Raw genomic sequence first — 25,318 nt, 5'->3', positions numbered from 1 at the left:
ACGAATCTAGGAAGAGATTTCTGAGTGGGGTTATCGCTCGAGATGGCTTCCAGGGCAGTGACAGACGTGAATAGGAGAAAGAGAGTGACCCGAAAAGTGGGGCAAATCACGCTCTCAAAAAATTCATAATCGGTTTCCCTCTTGCGTTTTCCGGGTTGGCGGTTACCAGGAAGAGAAACACTATGAAGAGAGCCTCAAGTCAATCTGACGAAATCGGATTCGGCGGTTTAGAGGCTTCTCCGGAGGGATCTCACTCACCCGCTCGAGTCGATCGTAGGCCCGGTCAGTACACGACTCGAAAGTTCAAAATCGGTTCCCTGCTATCGGTTTTGGGTTCTAGACAGCACCAGAATTTCCGAAGAGACTGAGACACTTTTCAAGAAGGTAAACACACCATAGAACGCGTCTCGAACCGGTTATGCACGTTTGACGCTTCGTGCCCTGCATCTACGTAGCGAGTACCGATCACGAAACGGACCTCACTCGACCATCAGTCTCAGAAATCACTGAAACATACGTGAATGGCCCCTAATCGCCTCGAGAATCCTCATACTCGACGATTGGGACACAAGCCTTGCTCTCGAGGGAGACCGGTATCGTGAAACCTTTCCTAGACTATCTTCATAATCGGCCCTCGAACAGAGACCAAACCTACTCTTCCGGATGTAGAACCCGATTATGAGGTATCTGAAACGCGATTAGGACGTTTTGTTGTAATCCTCAGTAGATTATAAGAGTTGTCTGCTGAATATAGAGGATGAGTTCAGCACGAGAACGTTGTTTGTATCACAGCGAAATCGGTGAACCATCCGCTCACTACACGTGCGTACTGACCGTTGACTTAGAAGTTGCAGGTGGCTGCCTCCTGTTCTTCGACATCCTTCGCTGTCACAGTACTATTCTCAACCCCGTCTACAATCCATATATCTGCAAAGAGGCAGTCTCCTTCTGTCTCTTCCTCGTGGAGTTCAGTGAGATTGGCGACTTGCAACTCGTCTACACCACTGATAACATAATAGAAGTCGTACTCTGCTGGCTTAGACGACCACGTTGGCTCGATCCACACCTCGTTATTCGCCTCGATTTCATTGCTGTCGTGGTACACAAACTCGTTGTCTCTCTCAATCCACAAATCGACTTTCTGTGTTTCATCTGTTGTATTGGCTATCCGAATACTGCCAAGCCGAATACCAGTCTCAGAGTCAGCAGAGATACGTTCCATACAACCCGCTGTCGCCGAAATCCCACAAATAGCAAGGAGGTGACGACGAGTTATCATTGCCATTATCATTTGTGATGAGTGTGTTACCACTATATGTTTTTTGGAGGTAATTATGCGTATACTTCCTGAACTGATCGGTCACCACCTTTCGTAGATCGGGTCAGATGATGTGCAGCATTCGCGCCCTGTATTCAGCACGGCTTCGACAACCTATCACCAATTGAAGGTTTCAATAAAGCCTGATTGGTCTATCATCCTGCAACGAGAGTGGTCCATACTCGGCCGGAGAACTTCGATCCGCAGGCGTGCGATCGCTCGGTTTCTGACGGTCCTGTCGTTCAGTGTACGCTTACGTCGAGCGTCGCTTCATCCTGGAGCGCCTTCTTGTCGGTCTTTCCGATATCGGTCAGCGGAACCCGCTCGACGAACACGACCTCCGAGGGAATCGCCTGTTTCGGCACCTTTCCCTCGAGGTACTCGACCACGTCCCGTTCGGTGAGGTCGACGGCCGCGTTCGGATCCTCCTCGATGTAGATTCGGACCCGCTCGCTGCCAGGTCGCTCGGGATCGGGAACGCCAATCGTCGCGGGCCGTTTGACACCGTCGAGTCCGTACAGGAACTCGTCGACTTCCTCGGAGTACACCTTCAGCCCGGAGACGTTGATCATGTTCTTGACGCGATCGACGACGTAGAATCGACCCCTGGAGTCGACTTTCGCGACGTCACCGGTCGCGACGTATCCCTCGTCGTCGAAGGGATCGTTCTCCTCGTCGAGGTAGCCTTTCATTCGCTGCGGGCCGTCGACCAGCATCTCGCCCTCCAGCCCCTCCTCGGCGGCGCGTTCGAGCGGAATGGTCTCGCCGGTGTCGACGTCGCGAAGTTTGACGTTCGTGTCGGGAACCGGGAGCCCGATGGTCGGATGGTCCAGTCCGTCGTCGCTTCCGCCGCCGCCCAGCAGGTCGTGGAGACCGTGAATGTCGAAGTGGGTGATCGGCGACATCTCCGAGAGACCGTAGCCCTGCGAGACGCCGCCGGCCTCGCGCGCGAACGCCGATTTCGTCTCGTTTGCAAGCGGAGCGGAACCCGAGATCCCGATCACGTCCGACTCGAACGTCTCGTTGACCAACTCCATGAACTGCGTCGGCACCCCGAGCATGATGAGCGGTTCGTGGCGCTTGACCAGTTCGCTCATGTACGCGGTGTCGCGCGCGTCGGGCACGATCAGTACGTCGAGTGCGAGTTCGAGCAGGCTGTTCGTGATCGAGTAACCGTAGGCGTGGTACATCGGCAGCGCCATCACCGCGGCCTCGCTCCCGCGCATCATCTGGGCCATCCGCGACTGCGCGGCAACGCCCTGGAGCGCGTTCGCGGTGAGGTTCCGGTGGGTGAGTCGACAGCCCTTCGGCAGTCCCGTCGTGCCGCCGGTGAACAACAACGTGTGGACGTCCGACTCGACGTCGAACGCGACGTCCGGCGGATCGGCGTTCGCCGATTCGACGACGTCCGGGAGCCACTCGACGCCGGCGATCTCCTCGTGATCGGCCGGCGGATCGTCCGAGTAGTCCTCGAGCGAGGTCAGGATCACGTTCTCGAGGCCCAGCTCGTCCTGAAGCGAGCGGATCAGTTCCCGGTGTTCGTCGTGACCGATCAGTACCTCCGGATCGCCCTGCTCGAGTCGGTAGACCAGGTCGTCCTCGGCGTCCAGGAAGTCGTTCGGGATGTGTACGCCGCCGGCACGCGAGATGGCGTTCGTGGCGACGACGAACTGTGCGGAGGTCGGCAGGATCGTCGCGACCCGGCTGCCCTTCGTCACGCCGCGCTCGCGCAGTGCGGTTGCCAGCCGGTCGACGTCCGTTTTGAGGTCGGGGTAGGTGAATCGCTGCCCGAATTGCACGATCCCCTGATCGGGGTGTTCGTCCGCGGCGTCGTACAGAAGCTGGTGGACCGGATCGTCCGGGTACGGCTCGAGGGTCTCGGGGATTCCAAACCGTTCGTACTCGCTCGACCAGAGCGTGTCGTCTGGCATTTGTTCACAATACCACCACTGAATCGCTAAAGCGTACTCACTGGTATCCGAGGGCGTTGAAGAGCGCGTTCGCCGACGATGCTAGCGGATCGTCGACGGTGCCAGCGAGGGAGTATAAACCCCCTGCGATCCGGCGAGCAATCTCCTTTTCCGTCGCCGTTCACGACTGACGCATGGATTTCGGACTGGACGACAAGACTGCGCTCGTCACGGGTGCGGGTGGTCGTATCGGGAGCGTCGACTGCGAGGTCCTCGCCGAAGAGGGCGCAGAAATCGTCGCCCTGGACGTCGACGTCGACGCCGCGGAGACGGTCGTCAGCGACGTCGAAGACGCGGGCGGGACGGCACACGCCGTCGCGTGCGATCTGACGGATCGGGATGCGGTCGCGGAGACTGTTTCGGCCATCGACGAAGAAGTCGACGGTATCGACGTTCTGGTCAACAATGCCGGCCTGGTCGACGCCCGCGACAAAATGGAGAACTTCGACGACGAGCTCTGGGACCGCGACGTGGCCGTCAACCTGACGGGCACCTACAACGTCACTCGGGCGGTGTACCCGAAGATGAAAGAACGCGAGTGGGGCCGGATCGTCACCATGTCGTCGATGGCCGGCTGGCAGGGCGGCTTCGGTCAGATGTCCTACAGCGCGACGAAGGCGGCGCTGATCGGGTTCGGAAAAACGCTCGCACTCGAGGGCGCTCAGCTCGGCATCACGAGCAACGTCGTCGCGCCGAGTATCGTCGTCGGCGCGCTCGCGGATCTACCGATCGACCAGCTCGAACAGGTCGACGAACACTTCGGCCGAATCGCCAAGGCGACGCCGATGCGGCGGCTCGGCCGGGAGGAAGACGTCGCAAATCTGGTCGCGTACCTCTGTTCGGAGCAGGCGAACTACGTCACTGGTCAGGTCGTCGGCGTCACCGGCGGTATCGACCTCTTCAGTTTCTGATCGACCGGCGTCGCGTTCTGTGCCCTGGATTACGCTCCGACGCCGACATGCTCGTCTCGAGACAGCGGGTCTTTTTCGCAAGACACACGACCGCAGGCTTTGATGAACCCCTCGAGCAGTGATAGGTTTTAGCGACTTTGCTGAATACAGAGCGCGAATGTGTCACGGCTTCAAAGCCAATTTACAGGGGGAACGGTTGCTGATCGACGACGTCACCCCTGGAGCCAGTGATCCGTTACTAAGACGCCCTTCGGAGATCGTGACTCCAGGTGTACGCCTACGACTGGCCCTTTCTGGGGCAAGGAATGAATACCTCGTCGGCCTGGTCGTCGAGCGATTCAAGAAATGGTTGGAGGTCGTCAAATCTACGCCCCTTCATTACTCTGCTCGTCTCTGGGTCCCAGTCGATGAAGCCGTAATCATCCAGCAGGGGGAGGTGCTTGTGGTGCAACGCGATTTCGAGATCTCTCCGTTCCTCCCCGTCATTGAGAATGGCCTCGGGGACCTGTACGCCATCTGCTGGCTGGTCGTACAATTCGGCCAGGATTCGGCGACGCGGGCCAGCGGACAATGCCGTGAAGATCAGGTCCATGGCCTTTCTTCTGACGGGACTACAAAAAAGAAACTGCCAAATTATTTTGGGTAAAGCCTCTTAGAACTCAAGAAAAGCGGAGGGTATAAAGTCGGCGTCAGTCCGTCGAGCTAATGAGTAGCGATTACTCAGTAGAAGAGAAGTCGTTGCTGTGTCGAGGGCCAATCTCTCCGATCAGCTACCGAAGTAATTGGCGGGTAGATTTAACAATGATGGATTCAAATATTCGGCCAACTTCGAGTACAGATGGGAACCCATTGATATACGTGACTGAAAACGATTCAACTCCCTTTATTTTGCTTGTAGAGGATAACCCCGGTGACGTTCAGTTAACTCAGATAGCCTTTCAAGATGCTGGATTTGACGTAAGCATCCAGGTCGCCATGGACGGGGTTGAGGCAATTGAGTTCTTGGAAGACGAAGAAGCACCATGCCCTGATTTGATATTGCTGGATCTGAATTTGCCCCGCAAAAACGGATTTGACGTGTTAGAGGAGATTAAAAGCGATTCTGAACTGAGGCAACTTCCAGTGATTGTGCTGACCAGTTCGGCAAGTAGTGATGATGTTATTTTGAGTTATGAACAACACGCGAACGCTTACTTGACGAAGCCTACCAATCCTGGGTCGTTTGTCGATCTAATTCAGTCTACGGGGGAGTTTTGGATTGAGAAGGCTCGGATGCCGTCCTATTCGTAAGGAGTCAGAGTCAAACAGCGAGTACCACCAGAAACGATAGAGACCTCAGTGGGTACGTTTGAAAATCTGCTAATCAGTACATTCAACGAAGTTCGACTGGAACAAATGAAGCTGGATTGCTGAACTCATCCTCTGTATCTCGCACACCGATCCTGACAGCGTCTTGATATTTCGTCGAGTCTTTGCAATGACACAGGGCGCGAATGAATCAGAAGTTGTTGACCAATCAGATGGGAGGGCGATCGGTGGAACAGACTGACCAGAGATTCCTCCAGTATCTGCCAATACGGGTGCGTTGAATACAGAGGATGGTTCATCAAAACCACTTCGTCTATCTCGTCGTCTGCACAGGACTATCGAGGACTTCTGCCCCTCATCCGAAAACAAGAAGAGGACCTGCGATAGTGAGCGGGAGAAGCAAATGGACCCACTCATCCATCCTGTGTACCCTCCCCCATAACCAACACGGGATTTATTTGTGTAAGAGGTTACCATCAAACCATGAGTAAACGAGCGGACGCCACAGATTCTGCGTTCTGGGCCGATGCTGACGACAATTCTGTGACGATTCAACGCTACCGGACGCTCGTCAATACTGTCGACGACGGAATCTACCAGCTTGATGCTGCTGGTCGGTTTGTTGCAGTCAACGATATCATCGTCGAGATTAGCGGCTACGCACGAGACGACCTCCTCGGCGAACACGCCTCGATTCTGCTCTCTGATGACGATGTTGGGCGAATCGAACGAGAAATATCCGAGTGCGTCGCCAACGGTCGCTCCATACACGAAACCTTCGAGATCACGGCTGAAACGGCTGCCGGTGAGGCGCGCTACTGCGAATTGCGGATGAGCCTGCTCATCGAAGACGGCACGTTTCAGGGATCAGTTGGCGTCGTCCGTGATGTTACCGACAGAAGACGAACAGAGCAGACGCTCGACGAACGTGAACAGCAACTCCAGCGCGAACGTGACCTGATCGATCAAATTCTCGAAACCAGTCCCGTCGGGATCATGGTGATCAATGCAGACGGCGAAGTCACGCGGATGAACGACCGCGTTCAGGACTTACTCGATATCCCTGAGAACGAGGCCGAGACGTATGATCCGTCGAAGCGATCGGTCTACGACGAATCCGGTGACCCAATCTCGACGGATGAACATCCCTTTGCGCGAACCTTGCGGACGGGTGAACCAGTCCACGACGAGGTACTCCAAGTCGAACTGCCAAATGGCAACCGTCGCTGGCTTTCGGTCAGCGCATCGCCGTTCTTCGAGGATTCGGGTGAAATCGAACGAGTCGTTACGACCGGCGAAGACGTCACCTCCCTCAAAGAGCGCGAACGAGAACTCGAGACCGAACTGGGCGAAATTTTCGGACGGGTTTCTGATGCGTTCTACGCAGTCGACGAAGAGTTCCGATTCACCCACGTCAACGAGCGGGCCGAGGAGCTATTACAACACTCCGAAGACGAACTCATTGGGAAGACATTCGGGGAGGTCTTTCCTTCCGCTGCCGAAATCGACGAGGTCTGGGAGGCATTCCATACGGCTCTGGAAACACAGGAGGGGACCAGCTACGAACTCTATTACGAAACGTTCGACTTCTGGATCGAAGCAAATCTGTATCCGTCCGAGACTGGCATCTCAGTCTACTTTCGCGACGTCACCGAGCGCAAGGAGCGCGAGCGCGATCTCGAGGAATCTGAACGCCGGTACCGCACCCTCGCCGAGTACTTCCCGAACGGTCTCGTTACGCTATTCGATCACGACCTTGAGTACACGCTGGCAGCCGGACAAGGGTTCAATCGGATCCCCGTCAAACCCGATGATCTCGAAGGCCGCCCGTTTCACGACGTCTGGCCCGACGAAACCGTAGCAGACCTCGAGCCCGCGTTCCAGGCTGCACTCGACGGCGAGGAAGAATCGGTTGAAGTCGAATACGAGGGTAGAGAGTGGGTCCTTCACGCGGTGCCAATTACCGACGAGCGCGGCGACGTCTTCGCTGGGATGACGATGGCCCAGGACATCACTGAACGCCTGGAGTACCAGCAGAAACTCGAGGAAGCGATCGAGCAACTCGAGGTCTCGAATGAACGGCTTGAGCAGTTCGCCTACGCGGCCAGCCACGACCTCCAGGAGCCCCTGCGAATGGTCTCGAGCTATCTCCAGTTGATCGAACGGCGCTACGGCGACGACCTTGACGAGGATGGTGAGGAATATCTGGCGTTCGCCATCAACGGCGCGGATCGAATGCGCAATATGATCGACGGTCTACTCGAGTACTCTCGTGTTGAAACGCAGGGCGACTCGTTCGAGGCGATCGAACTCGAGGCCGTCTTCGACAATGTTCTCCATGACTTGCAGTTTCACCTTGAGGAGAGTGATGCCGAAGTACACCTCGACGACCTCCCCCGTGTCGAGGGCGACGTCAACCAATTACGGCAATTGTTCCAGAACCTCCTGAGTAACGCGATCGAATACAGCGGCGACGAGCCACCTCGGATTTACGTCGAAGCCGACTGTCGTGGAAACGAGCGGATAATTTCGGTGCGCGACGAGGGAATTGGCATCGAGGCCGACAATCAGGAGCGCATATTTGAGGTATTTCAGCGTCTGCATAGTCGCGATGAATACGTGGGGACGGGTATCGGCCTCGCGCTCTGTCAGCGTATCGTCGAACGTCACGGGGGACGGATCTGGGTTGACTCCGAACCCGGTGAGGGCGCGACGTTCTCGCTTGCACTTCCCGCCGTTTCGGAATCGTATCAAGCCGAATAGCCTGTTGAGGGAATCGGAGTCTGACACTATATCGACAATTCATCGAGTCTCTGCAAGATTCAGGTCCAACAAATATCGTCAGGGGAGATATATGTAAATAGATGATAATTACTTCTCGTATGGATACACTCTCAGTTTCTCGCCGTCACGTGCTTGCCACAGTTGGTGTGATTTCTACTACGGGGTGTTTAGATTCGATCCCCTTCGCTTCAGAGACGGGAACTCGCATTGGAAGTATCCACGTTGATAACATAACCGAAGAGTCACAAGATGGAAGAACTCGGCGACGAACTCGGCATCTCTCAACAAGCCGTTGGATCTCGGCTCCGGCGGGGGATAAAACACATCCTCGGGAGGACTCTTCCCGAAACGGTGGAGTCAAGAAGTTGCCTAAATACGCCTCCCTCTCTTACGAAGAGGAGTGATCAGTATAAGAAAGACTTTGATCAATCAGGTATCTTATCCGGTCCAGTTTCATCGGCTTCAAGCTCCAAAGCTATTTTTTTGAACGCGGCATTCTCACACGAACATCCGTTCCTACCGATTGGGAGGACCGTTCCATCGGGTTTCTCGCGTGCGGCGTACATTGAGCCGCACGTCGTACAGAGCGCTATCGTCCGAGTATCTCCCTTACCAGTGTTACTCATATCGTTACACTTCCAGGCCGTAGTAGAGACCGTTTCGTGTGAGGGCATAAAACGTGAACCCGGCAATTTCAGGGCATCATTACAGTTGATTGGCTGATCGGTATTCACTCACCATTGTGTACCATGCCGTGTCACTCTGTTTATTGCACCGATATTGTGAAACAGATAATGGCAATTGATTCACCTACCTCCAAGGCAGAGTTAGCACAAGCGCTCAACACCCCCCCCTACAAAGCGCATACCGGAACGGTGCAGAAGTTGCTACAGGAAGCTACGCGCAAATCCATCACGCCAAAAATATCCGAGTCCAGTCCTACTCTGGAACGTGGAACTATGACAGCGACTGAGTCGGTTCAGAGGCGATATGATTGGTCGGATGTGGACCCGAGCATGGCCGTCATCAATGCGCTTGCTTCACTGGAAGACGCACGGCCAGTTAATCTCTCAGACGAAGTGGACGGTACCCTCTGTGATTTTGTTGACCCAGAAGCGCTTGATGCACTTGTTACCGACAAGAGCACGATCTCGATTTCGTTCATGATCACTGAGTACGAGGTACACATCGACGGAGACAAGTTGCAAGTCTATTACGAGTAAGAGGGCTATTGGAGACCTCAGCGGTCAGTTCGTATCTGTGTGTATCAGTTGGTTCCGGCCTGAGATTGTGAAACAAACGACTCTGCTGTGCTGCATCTATGCTCTATATCCAGCAGGCAGTTCATGATAAAAATTCGCCAGGTCTGATCTCGTCTGTTGAATAGAGAGCGCGAATGGGTCACGAGATCTCGCCGGATTTGAAAGTTGGTGACCGCTCACTACAGTTTGCTCGTGGAGGTGACCATAAGGTGTGGTCAACGGTTACTTTTTCACCGGTATCGCTTCCGTTGTACCTGCTCAAGGCGATAATAAACGCCCCACACGACCCATACAAGGAGGATTACCGTTCCAATGACCGTTTCTAATCGTACAATTTGCTCGTCGAAGATGAAAGTAGACGCGAACACGATGATAGCCCATAAAAGAATAACGTAGACAATTTGATTGAGGGAGTCCGGTCCCAAAACCTCCTGAAGAGACATTGTGTTTAGTATTCGAACAGAGTCCATAAACCCCCCGCCTATCTTCTAATAGCGTTCCTTGCGCAGGTCACCTGATCCGATGGTTCAGAACTAACTGGATGGAAGAAACAGAGCGGATTCACTGCATCTATTCTCTGTATTCAACACGTCACTTTTGACAGCGCTTCGGTAGTTTGCTCACGATCTGCTGAATACAGGGCGCGAATGGGGCATACAAGTTGGTATCGGAACATTTCTACCTATCTGGTTGAGAGTACCCCATATGACCATAGAGACCCCCAAACCCCGCTCCGAGCAAATTACCGATTCGGAGGTACGTGGAATGGTTGAAGCACTCAAACCGCGCTGGCGTGTCGCCGCCATCAAACGGAGCACTCACGGCACTGACCTCGTCGCAATTCTTGACGTTCGGACACCGAAAAGACGTTCTGTTGTACTTAAAGCGACGACAGCTGGTTTTGTCGATCCCATTATCGCACGATCAGAACCTCGGTTGCTCATGCTCGTGAACCGAGAAACCAACATTCCTGTACCAGCAGTATTTGGCTACTGTGACGATCACGAGAGGTATCCGGCTCCGTTCTATCTAATGGAATATATCGAAGGTGAGAACTATGAAGGGCAGGCCGAAGAGCTATCAATAGATGTTCGTGAGACACTTCTGCGAGAGGCAGGCCAAAATCTCGCGGAACTCCATGAGCTCGGACCGCTCCCTGCCGCAGGCAAGGTCGGGGCTCAAAACGGTGAGTTGACCGTACTGGATACAGAGAAGTACCCTCGCTCCGACGACTTTCGTGATAAAGTCTTAGCCGACTGTGAGGAGACGCTCGACAGTCTCGCCAATGGTGGGTTCTATCCCGAACTTGCGGACGACCCGACACGCTTTGACGACCTTGTGCCAGAGGTCCGGGAGTATCTCCGAGCAAGGGTACCAGCACTGCCGACCCCCGGTGAACCGACCTATTGCCACTGGGATTACCGATTTGGAAATCTACTGATCAATCCGGAAGCGGGGGAAACACAGGCTGTTCTCGACTGGGCGAACCTTTCGGCAGCTGAGCCAGCGAATAATCTCGCACAGACAGAGTTCTATCTACTGAGCCCAGAAGCGGATGGTCCTCAGCAGACCAGCCACTTACGCGAAACGTTCCGAGCCGCCTATACTGAGACACGAACTGAGTGGTCGTTCGATGAACCAATCCTTGAACGGATGGACGTGTACCGACTCGCGTGCCGGTTAGGGGCAATGGCCTGCCTTCCGCTCTGGTATCAGGATGCTTCGGAAGAAAAGCGTGATGAGCGTGCAAACGAGCATCGAGCGTTCGTCGAGCAGTATCTCTGATTATTGGACTCTGCTGAATACCTCTTCAGTATCTTGCATTGCTTCTCTTGACAACGATTCGGCAACTCGTCCAGTGTCTGCTGAATAGACTGCGCGAATGTGCCACGAGACGAGAGACAATCAGCGAGAGTTGATGATCGGTCAGTATAGGTGAGATAGGTATCGAATAGTTGTAGCTCAAATCACTCTTTGAGGTTGGAGTACCTATTTAAGACACCTTATTGTACTGACAGACAATACAGTATGAATCGTCGGGAACTTCTCGTTGCGGGTGCTGTGAGTGTTCTCCTCGAGACGGGTGGCTGCATCGCCAACCTCAATCCACAGGGTGAAAATTCAGCCAATTTGGACGATAAAAACTCCACCGATGAGAACGTTGTCCCGGGCTGTACGTCGAAAGCGGAGTGGGTAGATGACCATACCAACGGCCCGTTTCCCGGTCCAGACTCGATCGCCGGTCGTCGCAACTGTGCGAACGCGGATCGCCCCGAACCCACCGGGGATGTTTGTGAGACGTTCGAGTTAGAGAAGCCGAACGGTGAAATCGACGAGTTACACAGCGTGGGTATCAAGCCGTATCCGGAGCCACCGAGTACGTTCGACGAAGAATCGCTGATAGAGTACGTGTACGAGTACGAAGACGCCTACCAGCAAAACAAGGCCGTGTCGGAGTACGGGAAACGAGCAATTAGCGCTGGAGCAGAGACCCTTGACAACTGGGGAGATCCGACACGAGTTCTTGAGCTCTACGACGAGATCACGGTCATTGGAATCAGTTTTGCTCCACCCGTAGAGTACAGAACGCACGACGGGCATTTCGTCGGTGATGATAATTTCAGCGACGAGGCAGTCTACGGGGTCGATGAGACCGGAGTCGTCCGCCTCCATGAACGGTATTTCGGCGATGAGAGAAAGGTCATAAAAGAGACGCCCGATCCAGTCGAAGACGGCGACCTCCTCGAATGCTTTTGATCAACACGTGTAGTGAGCGGATAGTTCACTGATTTCATCGTGAAACAACCGAAGTCGCTGTACTGAACTCATTCTCTGAGTTGGTCACGTCGTTTCTGACAGTACTCGAGTAGTTGGTTGAGTGAGTGCTGCATACAGAGCGCAAATGTGGCACAGACTGAGAGCCGATTGTGAAAGGTAGCGATCGGTATGTCCAAGAACTTCACTGAGAGGTTGCCTATTTCAATCCCTGTTTTCCACCGTCTATTGTTAGAGCCCTCGCTCACGTTTGCGAACCATATTCTGCTCCCACGCAAACGCGAAGTGCCCGTGGCAGAACGCCGATCTCGACCTTCTCGTACTCTCTGCGTTCCCCGTCAAGACTGAACCGAACCGGCTCGTCCTCGAGGGCGACAACTTCGAGTTCGGACGCTTCGATCGTCGTAACGTGGGGCGTATCGCGACTGAAGAGCCGTCGTTCGACGGCCTCGGTAATCGCATCCGTCGGCGGTACTCGATCGACGATCGTCACCTCGAAGTGGCCACCTTCGGCGTTCGATGGCTCGTTTTCCCCGGTGAAGTGTCGGAGAGTGCCGATCAGCAGACACAGCGCTTCTCCGTGCCACGCGTACTTCTCATCGCCGGCGACGGCACCGACCGCCACCTTCAGCCCATCGAACTCCCGAGCGGTCCGCAGCCCCTCGACGATGAACGCGAGCGTGCCGATCCGCTGTTTGAGGTCTCCAGAGGCGGATGTGCTCGCTGCAGCGGGGAGGCCTGCGATGGCCGACATCACGAACGGCTCGCCGTCGGCCGTCCCCAGGTCGAGTCGCTCTGTGTTGCCCCGCTCTACGGCCGCGAATCCGTCGCGTATGCTATCGACCCCCAGCGCCGACGCGGTGATATTCGCGGTTCCTGCAGGGATGATACAAAGCGTCACGTCCTCGAGTGCGTCGGCCGCGACGAGTCCCTGAACGGCTTCGTGGACGGTTCCATCACCGCCGCAGACTGCGAGGAGGTCGACACTGTCGGCCGCGGCCTGCATCGTGAGGTCGACTGCATGGCTGGCGCGTTCTGTCTCGGCGGTCTGAAATCCGTGATCAGCGGCGAGTCGAGTGGCCTGTTCAACGTGATCACCCTCCCCGCTCGTCGGATTGAGAACGAGACGCCGCCTGTTCTCGGTCGTCTCCTCCGTCGAATCCACATCTCTATTGGTCATTGTAGAATCGGATGGAGTGAGTGCCCAAGTACTCTGGGCTGGATGCGGCCGGGTTCTTGTTCCCCAATGCGTTCATTTCTCCGTACCCACCGCCTAGGCGACGTGGGTAAACGTAACGAGGCCAATTTCACCGACAAAGTTCCCTGCAGTCGCGATGACAATCGTTTCGGCCAGCTTCCCGTAACCGATTGGGGCGTCGAAGAGGAGCCCGAAAAAGGCGTGGATTGCAGTGACGATGACAGGGTCGAACGGCCTGAGGGCCAACAGAAACCCGACCAGGTAGACCAGTGCGATGCGGCTCCGAACGCTGTTAACGGCCTATATGAGGAACGAGAGTAAGCTCACGAGCACACCACCGATAATGGCTCTCGCGAACATTCCTCCCATCAGCCGATGGACGAACTCTTCGGCCGTCCGTGACAGTGCGTGTGCCGAGCCGGATGGAGGGTCACCATCGACGGCAAAGGCGAATGCGAAGAGGAACCCGCCAATGAGATTGACGACGAGGGTGACGATCCACAGCCGAAGGAGAGACCCGAGCAGCCACGAACCGTTTTGGGCGGCCGCCTTCGCCGCTGTATCGCGGTTGTTCGTAACGTTGAACACACGATGGTGCTCCGGCAGCTTGCTAATCGACGAGATAGCCTTGGTCTGCTCAAGATTGTGGTTGAGCCAGAAGGCATTGCCCATCGGCTGAGGCTACGTGGTACGCGGAATGAGTGCATGCATCAGCTTTTATCCGGACTGAAATGGTGTTGCAGCGTTTGCAGGCCAAATCACTATTTCGTCTCTCAAGGTCCATCTAGTCGACACATACGTTTCCAAGCTGCCAGCTCGCGATAACGATCTCACCACTTGAAGAAGCGACACGTATGGAAGAGTTAAACATCGCATTCGTTACGATCGGTAGCCTGGCGCTGTTGTTGAGCCTCGCCGCTGGACTGATGCGAAGTAAAGTGTATTTCATCTCCGAGCCGATAGTAGCAGTGCTTCTCGGCCTCGTGATTGGACCTCTAGGACTGGAGTTGATTCACCTTTCCAGTTGGGGCGATCCGTTCACGATCATAGAACAGTTCGCACGTCTCACGGTAGGGCTCGCCGTTATGGCCGCCGCACTCCGACTCCCGCAACGGTACATCCGGGATCACGTGCGTTCAATGGCGTTGATTCTCGTTCCGGGAATGATCGGAATGTGGGTTGTGAGCGGCGTACTGGTATATGCATTCCTGGATGTGCCGCTCTGGATCGCGTTGCTCATCGGAGCAATCGTTACGCCTACAGATCCAGTTCTCGCCGGGACAATTGTCACCGGTACTACCGCAGAACAGTATATTCCGGAGTCGATCCGGAACCTTCTCACGGCCGAATCAGGAGCCAACGACGGTCTCGCGTATCCGCTCGTCTTCCTTCCAATTTTGGTACTCCAGCATCCGCCGCAGCGGGCGATCACGGACTGGTTGGTCTCGACGCTCCTGTGGGAAGTCGGCGTTGCCGTGCTCGTCGGCGCGGCGGTCGGCGCAGCCGCCGGCTGGATTGAACGCAAATCCCACGAACACGAGTTTCTCGAGGAGACGTCGCTGTTGAGCGTCACGATCGCGCTCACCTTTGCTGTCCTGGGCGGGGTTAAGTTGCTCGGCAGCGACGGAATTCTCGCGGCGTTCGTGGCCGGGCTCCTCTTCAACCAGTTCGCTGACGCCGCGGACGAAGCCGACGAGCAGAAAGTTCAGGAGACGGTACTTCGTCTATTCACGTTCCCGATCTTCGTGTTTTTCGGTATCGTTCTCCCAGTCGAGCAGTGGGTTTCGCTCGGCTGGGCCAGCGTAGCTCTCACGGCCGGTATCTTGCTTCTACGGCGCCTGCCGATGATGGTGATCTTCTGGCAGGCAGTGCGGTCAATCGACAGTGGTCGCGACTCGCTATTCGCGGGCTGGTTTGGCCCGATCGGGATCGCAGCGCTGTTCTACGCGACGGTTGCTCACCGAATACTGGGCAACGCGATCATCTGGAAGGTAGCCAGTCTCGTCATCGCGAGTTCAATACTCGTTCACGGAATTACGGCTACGCCGTTCACGAAACTGTACGGTCAGGCGATCGATCGGCTCCAGCCAGAGTCGTCGAACGGAAACGACGAATCGTCAGCGTTCTCGGAGGGGTGAACGTCCAGAGTATGGCCGTCTCGAGTAATCTGATAAACTGATACAATCTGACCGGTTGAAACCTTGAGTGACCAGGACACGTTCGCTGCTGTAGTCGCGAGTCTCGCGGTCCTCCCGATGTGGCGATGGCAAGGGAATCTTTACGACTCGATCTTTTCGACGATATCTTGTGCCTGGTCTTTGGCCTTATCTTCTCCTACACTTTTTTTGATGAGAACGGACTCTACCTTCCAGTCGTCACTATCTTCTTTCTGTCCCATTCGTACTTCACTCCCCTCAGAGACCGATTGAGCGGGCTCTTCGGCCCAATCGGGTGTCCGAATTTCGTCGAATTGATCCGGATCTCTAAACCGGACGTGAATATAGTCGTCCTCCGTTTCTACCTTGTTTACTTCAACCATGCTTTTGGCTAGCATTCAGATGATTATAAGAGAGGTGGCAGTATTAGCAAGGTGTAGAGTTCCTCGCGGTGATTTTCACGATATTGACGAGCCCTCTGTTATCCATTTGACCCGAGTCACCGTTTCTCTCTTGTGGTCACATTTACTCATCGTTGGTCGCCCTCGTCCGAAATTGATGCAATGATATTGGAAAGCCTCTGTCGACCAAATACGACCACGAGACCCGCCCCTAATAGGTCGAAGATGATGTCTCCAATCGCGTCTAACCGTCCGTAGTGGACGAGTAGTGGTTCGAACCCTCGCTGATCGGCGATTGCATGGATGACGTATTCGAGTGCCTCCCAGAAAACTCCGAACCCGAGTGTCACCCCCGTAATTACCGCAGGTCTTGATTTCGGCGAGAATTTCCCTTGAGTATCCTCTTTGGCCTCCGCTCGAATCGCGACATCTGTGGCCCCTGCGACAACGACACCGGATAACGTATGAGCGAGGTGATCCCACCACCAAATCCGATCGTACGGCCCCAGCATCCCCAGCGTGTGGACCAACGCAGCTGCCGAGACCCACAGTCGTTGCCACGGGTGGAAACGGGCACCGTATCTGTTCTCTAGATATCTTGGCATCGCTGCAAACAGAAGCGAGACGATGCTGTTGACGATTACGCTCGGATCGCGCCGACGAACGCCTTCGACGAGCGAAGCGACGATAGCGAATTGAAGAGTGAGGTTCGCGGTCCGTTCAGTATCGTTCCCTCTCTGCGAGCGGAACCAGGCTGCGAAAGCAGTAATCATGCGGGGACCGATGTCTCCGTTTATTGCCGACTGGCTATAGATGCTTCGCGTTTTCATTCATTGAAACCAGGCATATGTTACGAAGAACGGTATCCAGGGTAGTGAACTAATCAGGTAGATCAGCATTCTAATTGTTTAATAGTCGTGATGACAACCCCCCACTCTGTTGGACTCGTCGGGTACTGTAACTGTGCCGGACACAATAGCTTACGCCATCCGGGTTCACCATGGTCTTTTTGCACTACTAGTGGTTCATGGGTTGGGGAAATGAGAGCACAATTCAAAAGATGGGTTCTCCTCTCCGGTCATCGCCATCTTGTCGCCATCGGGATGCTTTTTCTCATGCTAGGGGTAGTACTCGTTCCAAACCTTACTCGATTCAGTGTTCGAAATGTCACTCCATTGACGTATATGGCGAGTGCATTCGTAACGGGAAATATCACGCTCATTACTGTCGTAGTGGCAATCAACCAGGTAATTCTCTCGCAAGAACTGGAATCACCCGATTCGTTGAAAGAAGAAATCGAACGAACAGCGGAGTATCGGCAGGCAGCGCTCGACCAGCAGCCGATTCCAACCGACCCATCGGACTTTCTTCACCAACTCCTCCAACAGACCCGTCAGCACGCCCTCTCACTCGAAGCGGTCCTTCCCGGAACGCCCGACGAAGGGAGGGACGAGCTTGTAACAGATCTTCCAAAGCAGTGCGAACAGATTAGCGATCAGTTGGAACCGGCTTCTGATACCTTGTCAAACGTGATCGCTCCAATTCTCGGCGTCGACTTTGGAGACTTCATCCACCAGTGCCACCGGCTACAGGCGAGATACGGCGAAGAGAGCCGCGAACAGCTCCACACGATGCTTGACCAGGTCGCGTCGGACCTGGAGAACCTCAACGTTGCTCGTCAATACTTCACGACAATCTTTATGAAAGAAGAGCTTGCTAAACTATCGTGATCGCTCCTCTATATCAGCCTATTATCTGTCTCGGTCCCTCTCACGCTTCTCTTCCAACTTACCACCTATACAGGGTCTTCGCCCTCTATGCCGAGGGTGGTCATTCTGAGTGTCCTCACCGTCTTAATTGGACTTCTACCGCTTGCGATCTTGATAGCGTTCGTCCTTCGTATCGCAACGGTCGCTCAACAGATCGCAGCGATTACGCCGTTCACTTCTTAACAACACCCTGCTGGTCAAAGGCGGAGCCACGCTGAGGAAAATAGGAGCGTATCGATCGTTGAGAATATCGGTTATTAGGGACGTGCGATGAGGACAGACGTATCAACCGACCGGATGACACGATCCGTCGAACTTCCCAGCAGGTGGTCTTTGATTCCAGATCGGCCACTCGCTCCCATGACGATGAGATCGATCCCATTGTCGGTACTGTACTCGGCGATCACTTCGTGAGGGACGCCTTCGCGCACGACTTGTTCGGATGTCACATCACTATTGTCAGCCTTCGTTGATGCCGTCTCGAGGATTTCGTCTGCCTCTTGTTCAAGCGTCTCTGTGAGCTCTGGTGCAATACTCCCGGAGGCGGCCATTTCCGTCCCGGCGTCTATCACGTGTAGAAAGTGGACCGTCGCTGCATGGGGTTTAGCGACACTGACACCGTGATCTTCGGCAGCAGCACTCGACTCACTCCCGTCCGTCGGAACTAGAATCGTATCGTACATTGGTTCCAATCACAGTATCTATGGCCATAAAACTCGACCACAACAGAAGGCAATCTTCCCCCACGGCTCACTCTCACTCGTCGGTGGCTTCGAAGTGTTCTTGATCGAGCGGATCTTCGATGTCGCCCATAATCGCCTCTAACAGATCGGTCACGGTGACCAGCCCGACGACGTCCCCGTCTTCAATCACGAGGGCGAGTTCTTGACGTTCCGTTTGGAACTGATCGATCGCATCACTGACGTCCGCGTCGGGCGAGAGCGTCATTGGCGGCGCTGCTAATTCGGCGAAGTCAATGTCACCGTCGGCCACTTCCTCGCGATGTCTGAGAAGGACTGGAGTGTAGACGATGCCACGGAAATCGGTCAGGTCATCTCCGACGAGCGGATACCGGGTTTGCGGTCGGTCTTCCATCTTCTGCAGGTTCACTTCGGAATCGTCTTCGGTCGATACAGCGACGATCTCCTCGGACGGCACCATCACTTCACTGATGGATTGCTCGCCGATGTTGAATGCGTTCATCACTTCCTCGCGACGTTCGTCCGATAGATCGCCTTCTTCGAGGACTGACCCGAGTCGATTCCGAAGGTCGGCGCGAGACTCGATGACTTCCTGTTCAGTTTCACGCCACGCTCCAGTCATTTCGATACCGAACAGTCCGAGGGTCCGCTTCGCAATCCAGTCACCGAACCAGATCGCCGGCGCAAGCACCTTGGCGAACCAGTACAGCGGTCGCGCCCCGTAACGACAGACCTGCTTCGAACGTTCGACGCCGAGATACGTGGGCGTCTGTTCCCCGTGAGTGAGGTGGATGAGGTTAATTAGAAAAAATCCGAGTAACGAGCCAGCTCCGATCGAGGCGAGCACCGTATTGTCGAAGAGCGGCTCGAATAGCGCTGCCAACCCGGGCTCGGCAACGATCCCTAACGCGATACTGGTTCCGGAAATCCAGATCTGACACGTCGTCAGGTAGAATTCGAGATCGTCGGTCATTTCCCACGCGAGTCGGAGTGACGGGGTATCGAACTCTGCCTTGGGATACTGCCGGGCGCGGGTCAGACCGAACTCAATCGCGACGAAAAACGCGTTCAGCCCGATGAGGAGGATCCCCGCCACGATCCGTAGACTGATCTCGAATGGCTCCATCACCGAACAATAGCATGAGACGGTACAAATTAGTGTGGAAAGACGGGTCGTTTTTGCGACAGACACTTCCTAGCAGAAGAACTGGCGACGGGGAAGAGGGGTACCCGTCACCGATCCCACGGCAGGCGTGGCAGATGGGTATTGAGGGCCTCTGTCTGTCGCGCGAACGGATTGCGCGACGAATGATCATCTCGGCGCACCGGTTGTCAATCCTGCTCCGATTCCCAGTCACTCGTAATCATGCAACGATGTCAAAACATGGAGCCTGATGGATCCGACGGTATTTATAATATATTAGTTAAGGGAATTAAGAACCCGCACTATTATTGAAATCCTCTCGGGGCACATTTGGAACACTCAATGGTAACCATAGATGCGGGCCAATGATGTTCATCTGACTGTGGGGACGCAGATTGGTGGACCGTCTAAATACAGGGCGCTGGCCGTGTTTAGACGCTGAAATTCGAGGGTAAGAGGATCTACAGTTCGGATGTAGTCGCGTGGTAGTTAAAAATGGACCTATCAAACGGACGCTTTTCATCACGCGTTCGTCGGTACAGCCGTTCTATCGTGGCTATCGGACTATCATCGCCTCGATCAGTAGTCGAAATTCTGGACGATAATCGCATATGAAGGCAGATGATCCTATTCTGGTAGAACGCCTAGACGATGCTGAATATAAGGCGCGAATGGCATGAGATGAAGGGCGATCTACGAGAGCCGATATCCGCTCAGTACAGGCTGGGAATTTCCCAGTGGATTATAAAGACATTGTTGAACTCACATTTCAAATTGAAGTGCTACCTTTTGTAGATAGCCTGTTATGATTGTGTAGAAAGAGTAGATTGAGGATATTACCAACCGATACAGAAGTAATTTAAATTAAACAAACATGCTTATAGAATATCAAAATAACGTTGAAAATGAGGGAATTGTGGTCAATTATACAGAATATAAATCCGTTTCTTGTGCAGTTATAGATTCACTAGGAACAATAAAGGGAACAGAAGTAATGGAGCGAAAACCTCTGTTTAATTGGGTTGATCTTGAAGCAGTAGACCGACTCTTTGAGAAAAATACTAACGACGACCTAATTGTTGAACAAATGATTGATGGACACGCCGTAACTATTCAAGGAACTGGAGAATTAATTATTAAAAAATAGATTTAGCAAAGAGAATAAAGGAGCATTTCTTGAGAAGTCTGCAGGTCTACTGAACGGATGGTTTACTAATTCGACGTGAAACAAATAATATAGCTGTGCTGCATCCATCCTCTGTATGCAGCACGCAGTTCCTGACAGAATTTGAGCGGAAATCTCAGTCGCTGCTGATACAGGCGCAAATGTGGCTCGAGCGAAAGGCCGACTCTTGGTAGCACAAATCGTGCTTTGACTCTGGAGTAGCTATTTACGCTGTCGCTCATATTTGTAGATGAAACTGGATGAATCGTCGCGAGCTCCTTGTCGTGGGTAGTGCGGGTGTCATCGGGACGAGTGGCTGTATCGGTAATCTCGAGTTGCGGGATGAGAATAGTACCGAGGACGACGTTCCGGGATGTACGCAAAAAGCGGCGTGGACTACCGACATCACCACCGGGGCGGAGAATCCTCCTTCGAACTCGATTGCCGGCCGCCGCAACTGTGGGAACGCCGACCGTCCGGAACCTACCGGAGATGTATGTGAGACGTTCGAGGTAGAAGGTGAAGACGGCGAAACTAACGAATTTTACAGTGCCGGCGTCGAGTCGTACCTGGACCCACCATCGGACTTCGATTCAAGAACGCTCCAATCGTATGTGTCCGAGTACGAACTGGCCTACACGCAAAACTGGGCCGTATTGGAGCGCGGGAGAGAAAATGTCGTGGAGTTTTCGTTCACTTCCCACGACACTGCGACCATCGACGGAGACGACGAGATTACTATCATCTATATTGCGTTCGGATTTGCCTTCAGGAGAGAGTCCGGGTCTGGGACTGGCGGCTACTACGATGCTTTCGGTGAAGGTGCAATCTATGGGATAGACGAAACCGGAGTTGTACGTGCAGAGGCAGAATACTACCACGACCTCGAAAACCTTCCCGACGATTCAGAGGCACTCCCCGACCCGGTTGAAGACGGCGACCTCCTCCAGTGTTTTTGAGCAATACATCTCTCAATTTTGACCAAATCACAGCATGCAGTTCTATCAACTGTTGAGGGGTTCAACAGAACCCGATTGCACACCGCCGTTCGATACACCACTGTCTCCACGCACTCGGTCGAGTCGCCGACCTCAAGGAATGATCTGCGTGAGAATTTTCGCCTCGATCTTTCGGAGGTGGCCGCCGACCGTTCCGCCGGCACAGTCCAGTTCCTCCCCGATCGCCTCGTGAGTCGCGTTCCGCGGAACGTCGTAGTACCCCATGTCGACTGCAGTCTGAAGGATCTCCTGTTGTCGCTCCGTGAGCTGTGAGAATAGGCGATCGGTGTTCGGTTCGTAGGTGCCCGTCTTGAGGAGTTTGAGCCGGATCCCGTCGGGAATGTCCGGAAGGGCCTTCTGGAAGCTCCCCACGTCGCCGATCACCGTCACGCGAAGGCCTCCCCGCCGCGTGTACTCGAGCGGCGTATCGAAGATGAACTCGAACGTTCGAATCACGCTCAACAGTTGCACGAGTCGCTCGTCGGCGTCGACATGGATGTACGCGTGGATCTCGTCGCCGGCGCCCGAGAGCTGGTAGTTCAGGACCTTCGACGATTCGTCCAGAATCGACTCGAGGGCGTCCCGATCACCCGAGAGTTCGTAGAGGGTCACGATGGTATCGTCTGCGAGCAGGTTGACGTTGTGCAGGAGTTCTCGCGTGACGTCGGGGTGGTCGGCAATCCGTTGATCGACCGGATGTAACCCCTCGTCATCGGAGATAATGATGCATTTTGCGTATCTCATCTCACGATGGTCCCCTCACTGTGAGGGTACTTCTTGATAACGCTTCTCACCGTGAACTACCCCACCCTACTTAGCCGCCACAAGGGCGGCTTCGTTGAGGGTGGGGCTTCCCGTCTCTCGAACGGGACTTCCTGACTCGACGACGCGACTTGCACTTACTACAAGTGGTTCAAAGGAACCACTGTTCGCAAGCGCAGCGGTCGCAGTCTTCGCAGGCGTATCTTCGGCCAGTCCATTGCCTAGATTCTCCGCTTCGAAACACCCAAACGACTCGGTATCCGCCTCGGCCTCACCAGCGTTCACCAACTCCACACCCTCCTGTAGGATGTTCCAACTGGCGTTCTGGTCGCGGTCAACCTCCAACCCACACGTCGGGCACGAGTGTTCACGCACCCAGATGGGCTTCCACACGCTCGTATCACAGCCCGAACACTGAATCGTCGTACCCCGAGCGTCGACTGCGACGACGTGGGAACCGTGTTTGTTCGCCGCGTGAGTGAGCACGCGACGGAACTGCGCCCACGCCACGTCCTGTTTGTTCTTCGCGCTCTGGTCGCCTTCCAGCATCTCTTTCACGCTCAAATCCTCGACGAAAATCAGGTCGTACTCGGAGACGAGGATGAGAGCGAGTTTGCGCTGGTAGTCAAGCACTCGGCGTCGGATACGTCGCTTCACTCGGGCGACTTTGATGCGTTGCTGTTTGTAGTTGTTCGAACCTTCTTCCTTGCGGGCGAGCTTCCGTTGCTCGCGGGCTAATCGCTCGTAGTCCTTGTCGAGGTCGACGCGACCGTACGCGACTCCATCGCTCGTATAGGCGAACGACAAGACGCCGAGGTCGATACCCACCATGTCTTCGGAGTCGATGTCTTCGACGGCGGGTTTCTGGGGCATCTCCTCCCACGGTGTGGCGGTGCTGAGAGAGATGAACCAGTCGCCAGTGGGTTCTTGTTTGAGGCAGACTTCCTTGATGGCTACGTCTTCTGAGATTTCGCGGTGGTAGTTGATGGGGATTTCGCCGATTTTGCTTAACCAGACGCACGTTCGGCCACTCTTTTTTCTTCGGAGTTCGAAGCCGGATTGACTGTACGTCACGCTGTTAACTTCGTCGGGCGATTTCCAGTTCAACGTTCCAGTGTTGTAGCCCTTCGCGGTCAACTCGTCGATACTGGTTTGGTCTCGGTGGAGTTGAGTGATGGTGCGTTGGGCGGCTTTCGAGTGGACTTCCGTGTAGATTGGCCACTCCTGTTTCCACTGGGTGAGTCGCTTGTGTTGGGTGTACGCCGAGGGTTCGTTCCACGGGTCGGCTTGCCGCTTGTCATACAAGGCGTGGTTGCGGATTTGCCGGTGGATGTCGAAGTGTCGCCGAGCCTCTTGAGCCGTCGCCTCGTCAGGGTACGCAGCGTACCGGTATGACGTGGAGAACGGGTCGTTTGGCTCTTCGAACATGTTGTGAGTGAACCCTCGTGTTCCGTTTTTGACTATGGTATGTCTAGTCTTAAACGTTTGGAACGTGGGCGGCGATTCATCCCCGCCCTACTCGCTCACACCGTTCGCTCCTTGAGGACGGGGCATTCTCGCCTATTTACAGGTAATCGTCCGGTACCACGGTTGACGAACCGATCGCGGTAGAGGGGGAAAGGGGAACGATCACTGTGACCGTCGTCCGATCACTGCTGGTACTCCGTGCCACACGAATTACTGCGTCATACGGAGAGTTCGGCGGTGAAGTCGCCGTGAACGGCGATTCCGCTCTCGATAATCTCGCGCTGGTGGTAGAGCGTTATTCCCTGGTCGACCGAGGAGTCGTTTTTGATCCCGAGGGCCGAGGCAACCTTGAGAAGGGGCGTGACGCCGAGCGAGAGCCACCACTGGCGACGGGACGAGGGGATGATCCGGTCGTAGTGATCGTCGAACGTGACGTCCGTGAACCCCAGTTCCTCGAGTCGCTCTCGAAACTCGCTGATGTGAGCGAGTTCCGGAACGGCCCACCCGTCGAGAACCGTTCGTAATGTCTCCGCTTCGGGAGGTGTCAGTTCGGTTCGGCTCATGTATCCGTCGGCGATCATGAGCCGGCCGCCCGGTTTGAGGACGCGACGGATCTCCTCGAGAACGCGGTGTTTCCGCTCGGAGTGACACACCGTTTCGATCCCGGAGACGGCATCGAAGGTGTCGTCGGGGTACGGGATCTCGTGGTAGTCGCCGACGCTGAACGTAGCGCGCTCCGAGACGCCGCGTTCGCGCGCGTTTGCTCTGGCCTCCGAGACGTGGAGCGGGCTGAGGTCGATCCCGTGGACCTCGGCGCCATACTCGTCGGCGACGTGTACCGGGAACCCGCCGCGCCCGGTGCCGACGTCCAGAACCGTGTCTGTCTCGTCGACCTCGAGTTTGTCGGCGTAGACGTTGTTCGAGTTGGCCATGGCTTCCGAGTGGGTCGTGTGCTCGTCGTCGTAGAAGCCGTAGTGGAGGTTGACGTCGCTCCAGAAAAACCGGTACTCCCACGCGGTATCGTTGTAAAAGTCGACGATTTCGCCGTCGAACGAGTTCAGGTGCATGCTCTCACACGCACGGTTCGATCCGATAGTCGTTCTCCCGCGTTTGCGAGCGTATTTATATAGGATTAGTGTGGATTCTCATACTATTAAACATGGATGATTACTGGTGTGTTGAAATCAACGTTTGTCGGTGATTCTCGAGTTCCAGAGAGTCGATCTCTG

The 25,318-nt window shown here is 54.8% G+C and carries 23 protein-coding genes and 2 pseudogenes; 11 read left to right on the top strand and 14 right to left on the bottom strand.

Going from position 1 to position 25,318, the window contains the following annotated elements; all coding sequences use genetic code 11:
• Positions 1-841: 841 nt before the first annotated feature.
• Positions 842-1,222, bottom strand: a complete 381-nt coding sequence (locus ACFQS4_RS10175) for a hypothetical protein (RefSeq protein WP_497901403.1) — start codon at positions 1,220-1,222, stop codon at positions 842-844.
• Positions 1,223-1,560: 338 nt separating this feature from the next.
• Positions 1,561-3,249, bottom strand: coding sequence for an AMP-binding protein (locus tag ACFQS4_RS10170; RefSeq protein WP_497901402.1), 1,689 nt, complete (start codon positions 3,247-3,249; stop codon positions 1,561-1,563).
• Between the two features lie 173 nt (positions 3,250-3,422).
• Between ACFQS4_RS10170 and ACFQS4_RS10165 the strand changes: the two genes are divergently transcribed.
• A complete protein-coding gene (locus tag ACFQS4_RS10165) occupies positions 3,423-4,199 on the top strand; it encodes an SDR family NAD(P)-dependent oxidoreductase (protein ID WP_497901401.1) in 777 nt (258 codons plus the stop codon).
• 277 nt (positions 4,200-4,476) lie between these two features.
• Here ACFQS4_RS10165 and ACFQS4_RS10160 read toward each other — a convergent pair whose 3' ends face one another.
• Positions 4,477-4,791: a DUF7344 domain-containing protein gene (locus ACFQS4_RS10160; RefSeq protein ID WP_497901400.1), complete on the bottom strand. Its 315-nt coding sequence runs from the start codon at positions 4,789-4,791 to the stop codon at positions 4,477-4,479.
• A gap of 266 nt (positions 4,792-5,057) precedes the next feature.
• Between ACFQS4_RS10160 and ACFQS4_RS10155 the strand changes: the two genes are divergently transcribed.
• The 3 genes and pseudogenes from ACFQS4_RS10155 to ACFQS4_RS10145 all read left to right on the top strand — a co-directional run.
• Positions 5,058-5,489, top strand: coding sequence for a response regulator (locus ACFQS4_RS10155; RefSeq protein WP_497901399.1), 432 nt, complete (start codon positions 5,058-5,060; stop codon positions 5,487-5,489).
• A 501-nt stretch (positions 5,490-5,990) separates the two neighbouring features.
• On the top strand, positions 5,991-8,270 hold the full coding sequence (locus ACFQS4_RS10150) for a PAS domain-containing sensor histidine kinase (protein WP_497901398.1): 2,280 nt from the start codon (positions 5,991-5,993) through the stop codon (positions 8,268-8,270).
• Positions 8,271-8,525: 255 nt separating this feature from the next.
• Positions 8,526-8,651, top strand: a pseudogene (locus ACFQS4_RS10145) (bacterio-opsin activator); the annotation flags it as partial.
• A 65-nt stretch (positions 8,652-8,716) separates the two neighbouring features.
• Here ACFQS4_RS10145 and ACFQS4_RS10140 read toward each other — a convergent pair.
• Positions 8,717-8,917 carry a hypothetical protein gene (locus tag ACFQS4_RS10140; RefSeq protein ID WP_500193122.1) on the bottom strand — a complete coding sequence of 67 codons (201 nt, stop codon included), beginning with the start codon at positions 8,915-8,917 and terminating at the stop codon, positions 8,717-8,719.
• A gap of 168 nt (positions 8,918-9,085) precedes the next feature.
• Between ACFQS4_RS10140 and ACFQS4_RS10135 the strand changes: the two genes are divergently transcribed.
• The 3 genes from ACFQS4_RS10135 (at position 9,086) to ACFQS4_RS10125 (ending at position 12,310) form a co-directional block, all read left to right on the top strand.
• Positions 9,086-9,514 carry a HalOD1 output domain-containing protein gene (locus ACFQS4_RS10135; protein ID WP_497901396.1) on the top strand — a complete coding sequence of 143 codons (429 nt, stop codon included), beginning with the start codon at positions 9,086-9,088 and terminating at the stop codon, positions 9,512-9,514.
• Positions 9,515-10,258: 744 nt separating this feature from the next.
• The gene (locus ACFQS4_RS10130; RefSeq protein WP_497901395.1) at positions 10,259-11,338 is read left to right on the top strand and encodes a phosphotransferase family protein; all 1,080 of its coding nucleotides are present in this window, start codon (positions 10,259-10,261) and stop codon (positions 11,336-11,338) included.
• A 243-nt stretch (positions 11,339-11,581) separates the two neighbouring features.
• Positions 11,582-12,310 (top strand): hypothetical protein, encoded by a 729-nt coding sequence (locus ACFQS4_RS10125; RefSeq protein ID WP_497901394.1) that lies wholly within the window; start codon positions 11,582-11,584, stop codon positions 12,308-12,310.
• A 262-nt stretch (positions 12,311-12,572) separates the two neighbouring features.
• Here the strand turns inward: ACFQS4_RS10125 and ACFQS4_RS10120 are convergent, their stop codons facing one another.
• The 3 genes from ACFQS4_RS10120 to ACFQS4_RS10110 form a co-directional block, all read right to left on the bottom strand.
• Positions 12,573-13,508 carry a diacylglycerol/lipid kinase family protein gene (locus tag ACFQS4_RS10120; protein WP_497901393.1) on the bottom strand — a complete coding sequence of 312 codons (936 nt, stop codon included), beginning with the start codon at positions 13,506-13,508 and terminating at the stop codon, positions 12,573-12,575.
• 93 nt (positions 13,509-13,601) lie between these two features.
• Positions 13,602-13,772, bottom strand: coding sequence for a hypothetical protein (locus tag ACFQS4_RS10115; RefSeq protein WP_497901392.1), 171 nt, complete (start codon positions 13,770-13,772; stop codon positions 13,602-13,604).
• A gap of 54 nt (positions 13,773-13,826) precedes the next feature.
• Positions 13,827-14,198, bottom strand: coding sequence for a formate/nitrite transporter family protein (locus ACFQS4_RS10110; RefSeq protein ID WP_497901391.1), 372 nt, complete (start codon positions 14,196-14,198; stop codon positions 13,827-13,829).
• Between the two features lie 182 nt (positions 14,199-14,380).
• Between ACFQS4_RS10110 and ACFQS4_RS10105 the strand changes: the two genes are divergently transcribed.
• Positions 14,381-15,664: a cation:proton antiporter domain-containing protein gene (locus ACFQS4_RS10105; protein ID WP_497901390.1), complete on the top strand. Its 1,284-nt coding sequence runs from the start codon at positions 14,381-14,383 to the stop codon at positions 15,662-15,664.
• 140 nt (positions 15,665-15,804) lie between these two features.
• Here the strand turns inward: ACFQS4_RS10105 and ACFQS4_RS10100 are convergent, their stop codons facing one another.
• Positions 15,805-16,065 (bottom strand): hypothetical protein, encoded by a 261-nt coding sequence (locus ACFQS4_RS10100; RefSeq protein ID WP_497901389.1) that lies wholly within the window; start codon positions 16,063-16,065, stop codon positions 15,805-15,807.
• A 146-nt stretch (positions 16,066-16,211) separates the two neighbouring features.
• Positions 16,212-16,913 (bottom strand): DUF2238 domain-containing protein, encoded by a 702-nt coding sequence (locus ACFQS4_RS10095; protein WP_500193112.1) that lies wholly within the window; start codon positions 16,911-16,913, stop codon positions 16,212-16,214.
• A 90-nt stretch (positions 16,914-17,003) separates the two neighbouring features.
• On the opposite strand from ACFQS4_RS10095, the pseudogene ACFQS4_RS10090 reads away from it, so the two are divergent.
• Positions 17,004-18,035 (top strand): annotated as a pseudogene (locus ACFQS4_RS10090) (DUF7972 family membrane protein).
• 74 nt (positions 18,036-18,109) lie between these two features.
• Here ACFQS4_RS10090 and ACFQS4_RS10085 read toward each other — a convergent pair.
• Together ACFQS4_RS10085 and ACFQS4_RS10080 are read right to left on the bottom strand one after the other, a co-directional pair.
• Positions 18,110-18,535, bottom strand: coding sequence for a universal stress protein (locus ACFQS4_RS10085; protein WP_497901387.1), 426 nt, complete (start codon positions 18,533-18,535; stop codon positions 18,110-18,112).
• A 73-nt stretch (positions 18,536-18,608) separates the two neighbouring features.
• On the bottom strand, positions 18,609-19,679 hold the full coding sequence (locus ACFQS4_RS10080) for a hemolysin family protein (RefSeq protein WP_497901386.1): 1,071 nt from the start codon (positions 19,677-19,679) through the stop codon (positions 18,609-18,611).
• An 892-nt stretch (positions 19,680-20,571) separates the two neighbouring features.
• Between ACFQS4_RS10080 and ACFQS4_RS10075 the strand changes: the two genes are divergently transcribed.
• Together ACFQS4_RS10075 and ACFQS4_RS10070 are read left to right on the top strand one after the other, a co-directional pair.
• Positions 20,572-20,844, top strand: coding sequence for a HalOD1 output domain-containing protein (locus ACFQS4_RS10075; RefSeq protein WP_497901385.1), 273 nt, complete (start codon positions 20,572-20,574; stop codon positions 20,842-20,844).
• Between the two features lie 278 nt (positions 20,845-21,122).
• Positions 21,123-21,821 carry a hypothetical protein gene (locus ACFQS4_RS10070; RefSeq protein WP_497901384.1) on the top strand — a complete coding sequence of 233 codons (699 nt, stop codon included), beginning with the start codon at positions 21,123-21,125 and terminating at the stop codon, positions 21,819-21,821.
• A gap of 132 nt (positions 21,822-21,953) precedes the next feature.
• On the opposite strand, the gene ACFQS4_RS10065 is transcribed toward ACFQS4_RS10070, so the two are convergent.
• From ACFQS4_RS10065 to ACFQS4_RS10055, 3 genes are all read right to left on the bottom strand, one after another.
• A complete protein-coding gene (locus tag ACFQS4_RS10065) occupies positions 21,954-22,604 on the bottom strand; it encodes a helix-turn-helix domain-containing protein (RefSeq protein ID WP_497901383.1) in 651 nt (216 codons plus the stop codon).
• 66 nt (positions 22,605-22,670) lie between these two features.
• Positions 22,671-24,050, bottom strand: coding sequence for an RNA-guided endonuclease InsQ/TnpB family protein (locus ACFQS4_RS10060; protein WP_497901382.1), 1,380 nt, complete (start codon positions 24,048-24,050; stop codon positions 22,671-22,673).
• 257 nt (positions 24,051-24,307) lie between these two features.
• The gene (locus ACFQS4_RS10055) at positions 24,308-25,156 is read right to left on the bottom strand and encodes an SAM-dependent methyltransferase (RefSeq protein ID WP_497901381.1); all 849 of its coding nucleotides are present in this window, start codon (positions 25,154-25,156) and stop codon (positions 24,308-24,310) included.
• Positions 25,157-25,318 lie beyond the last annotated feature (162 nt).

Origin of the sequence: Saliphagus sp. GCM10025317 (assembly GCF_042663665.1) — an archaeon.
Lineage (GTDB): Archaea > Halobacteriota > Halobacteria > Halobacteriales > Natrialbaceae > Natronosalvus.
This window is presented reverse-complemented; position numbering and strand designations above follow the sequence as displayed.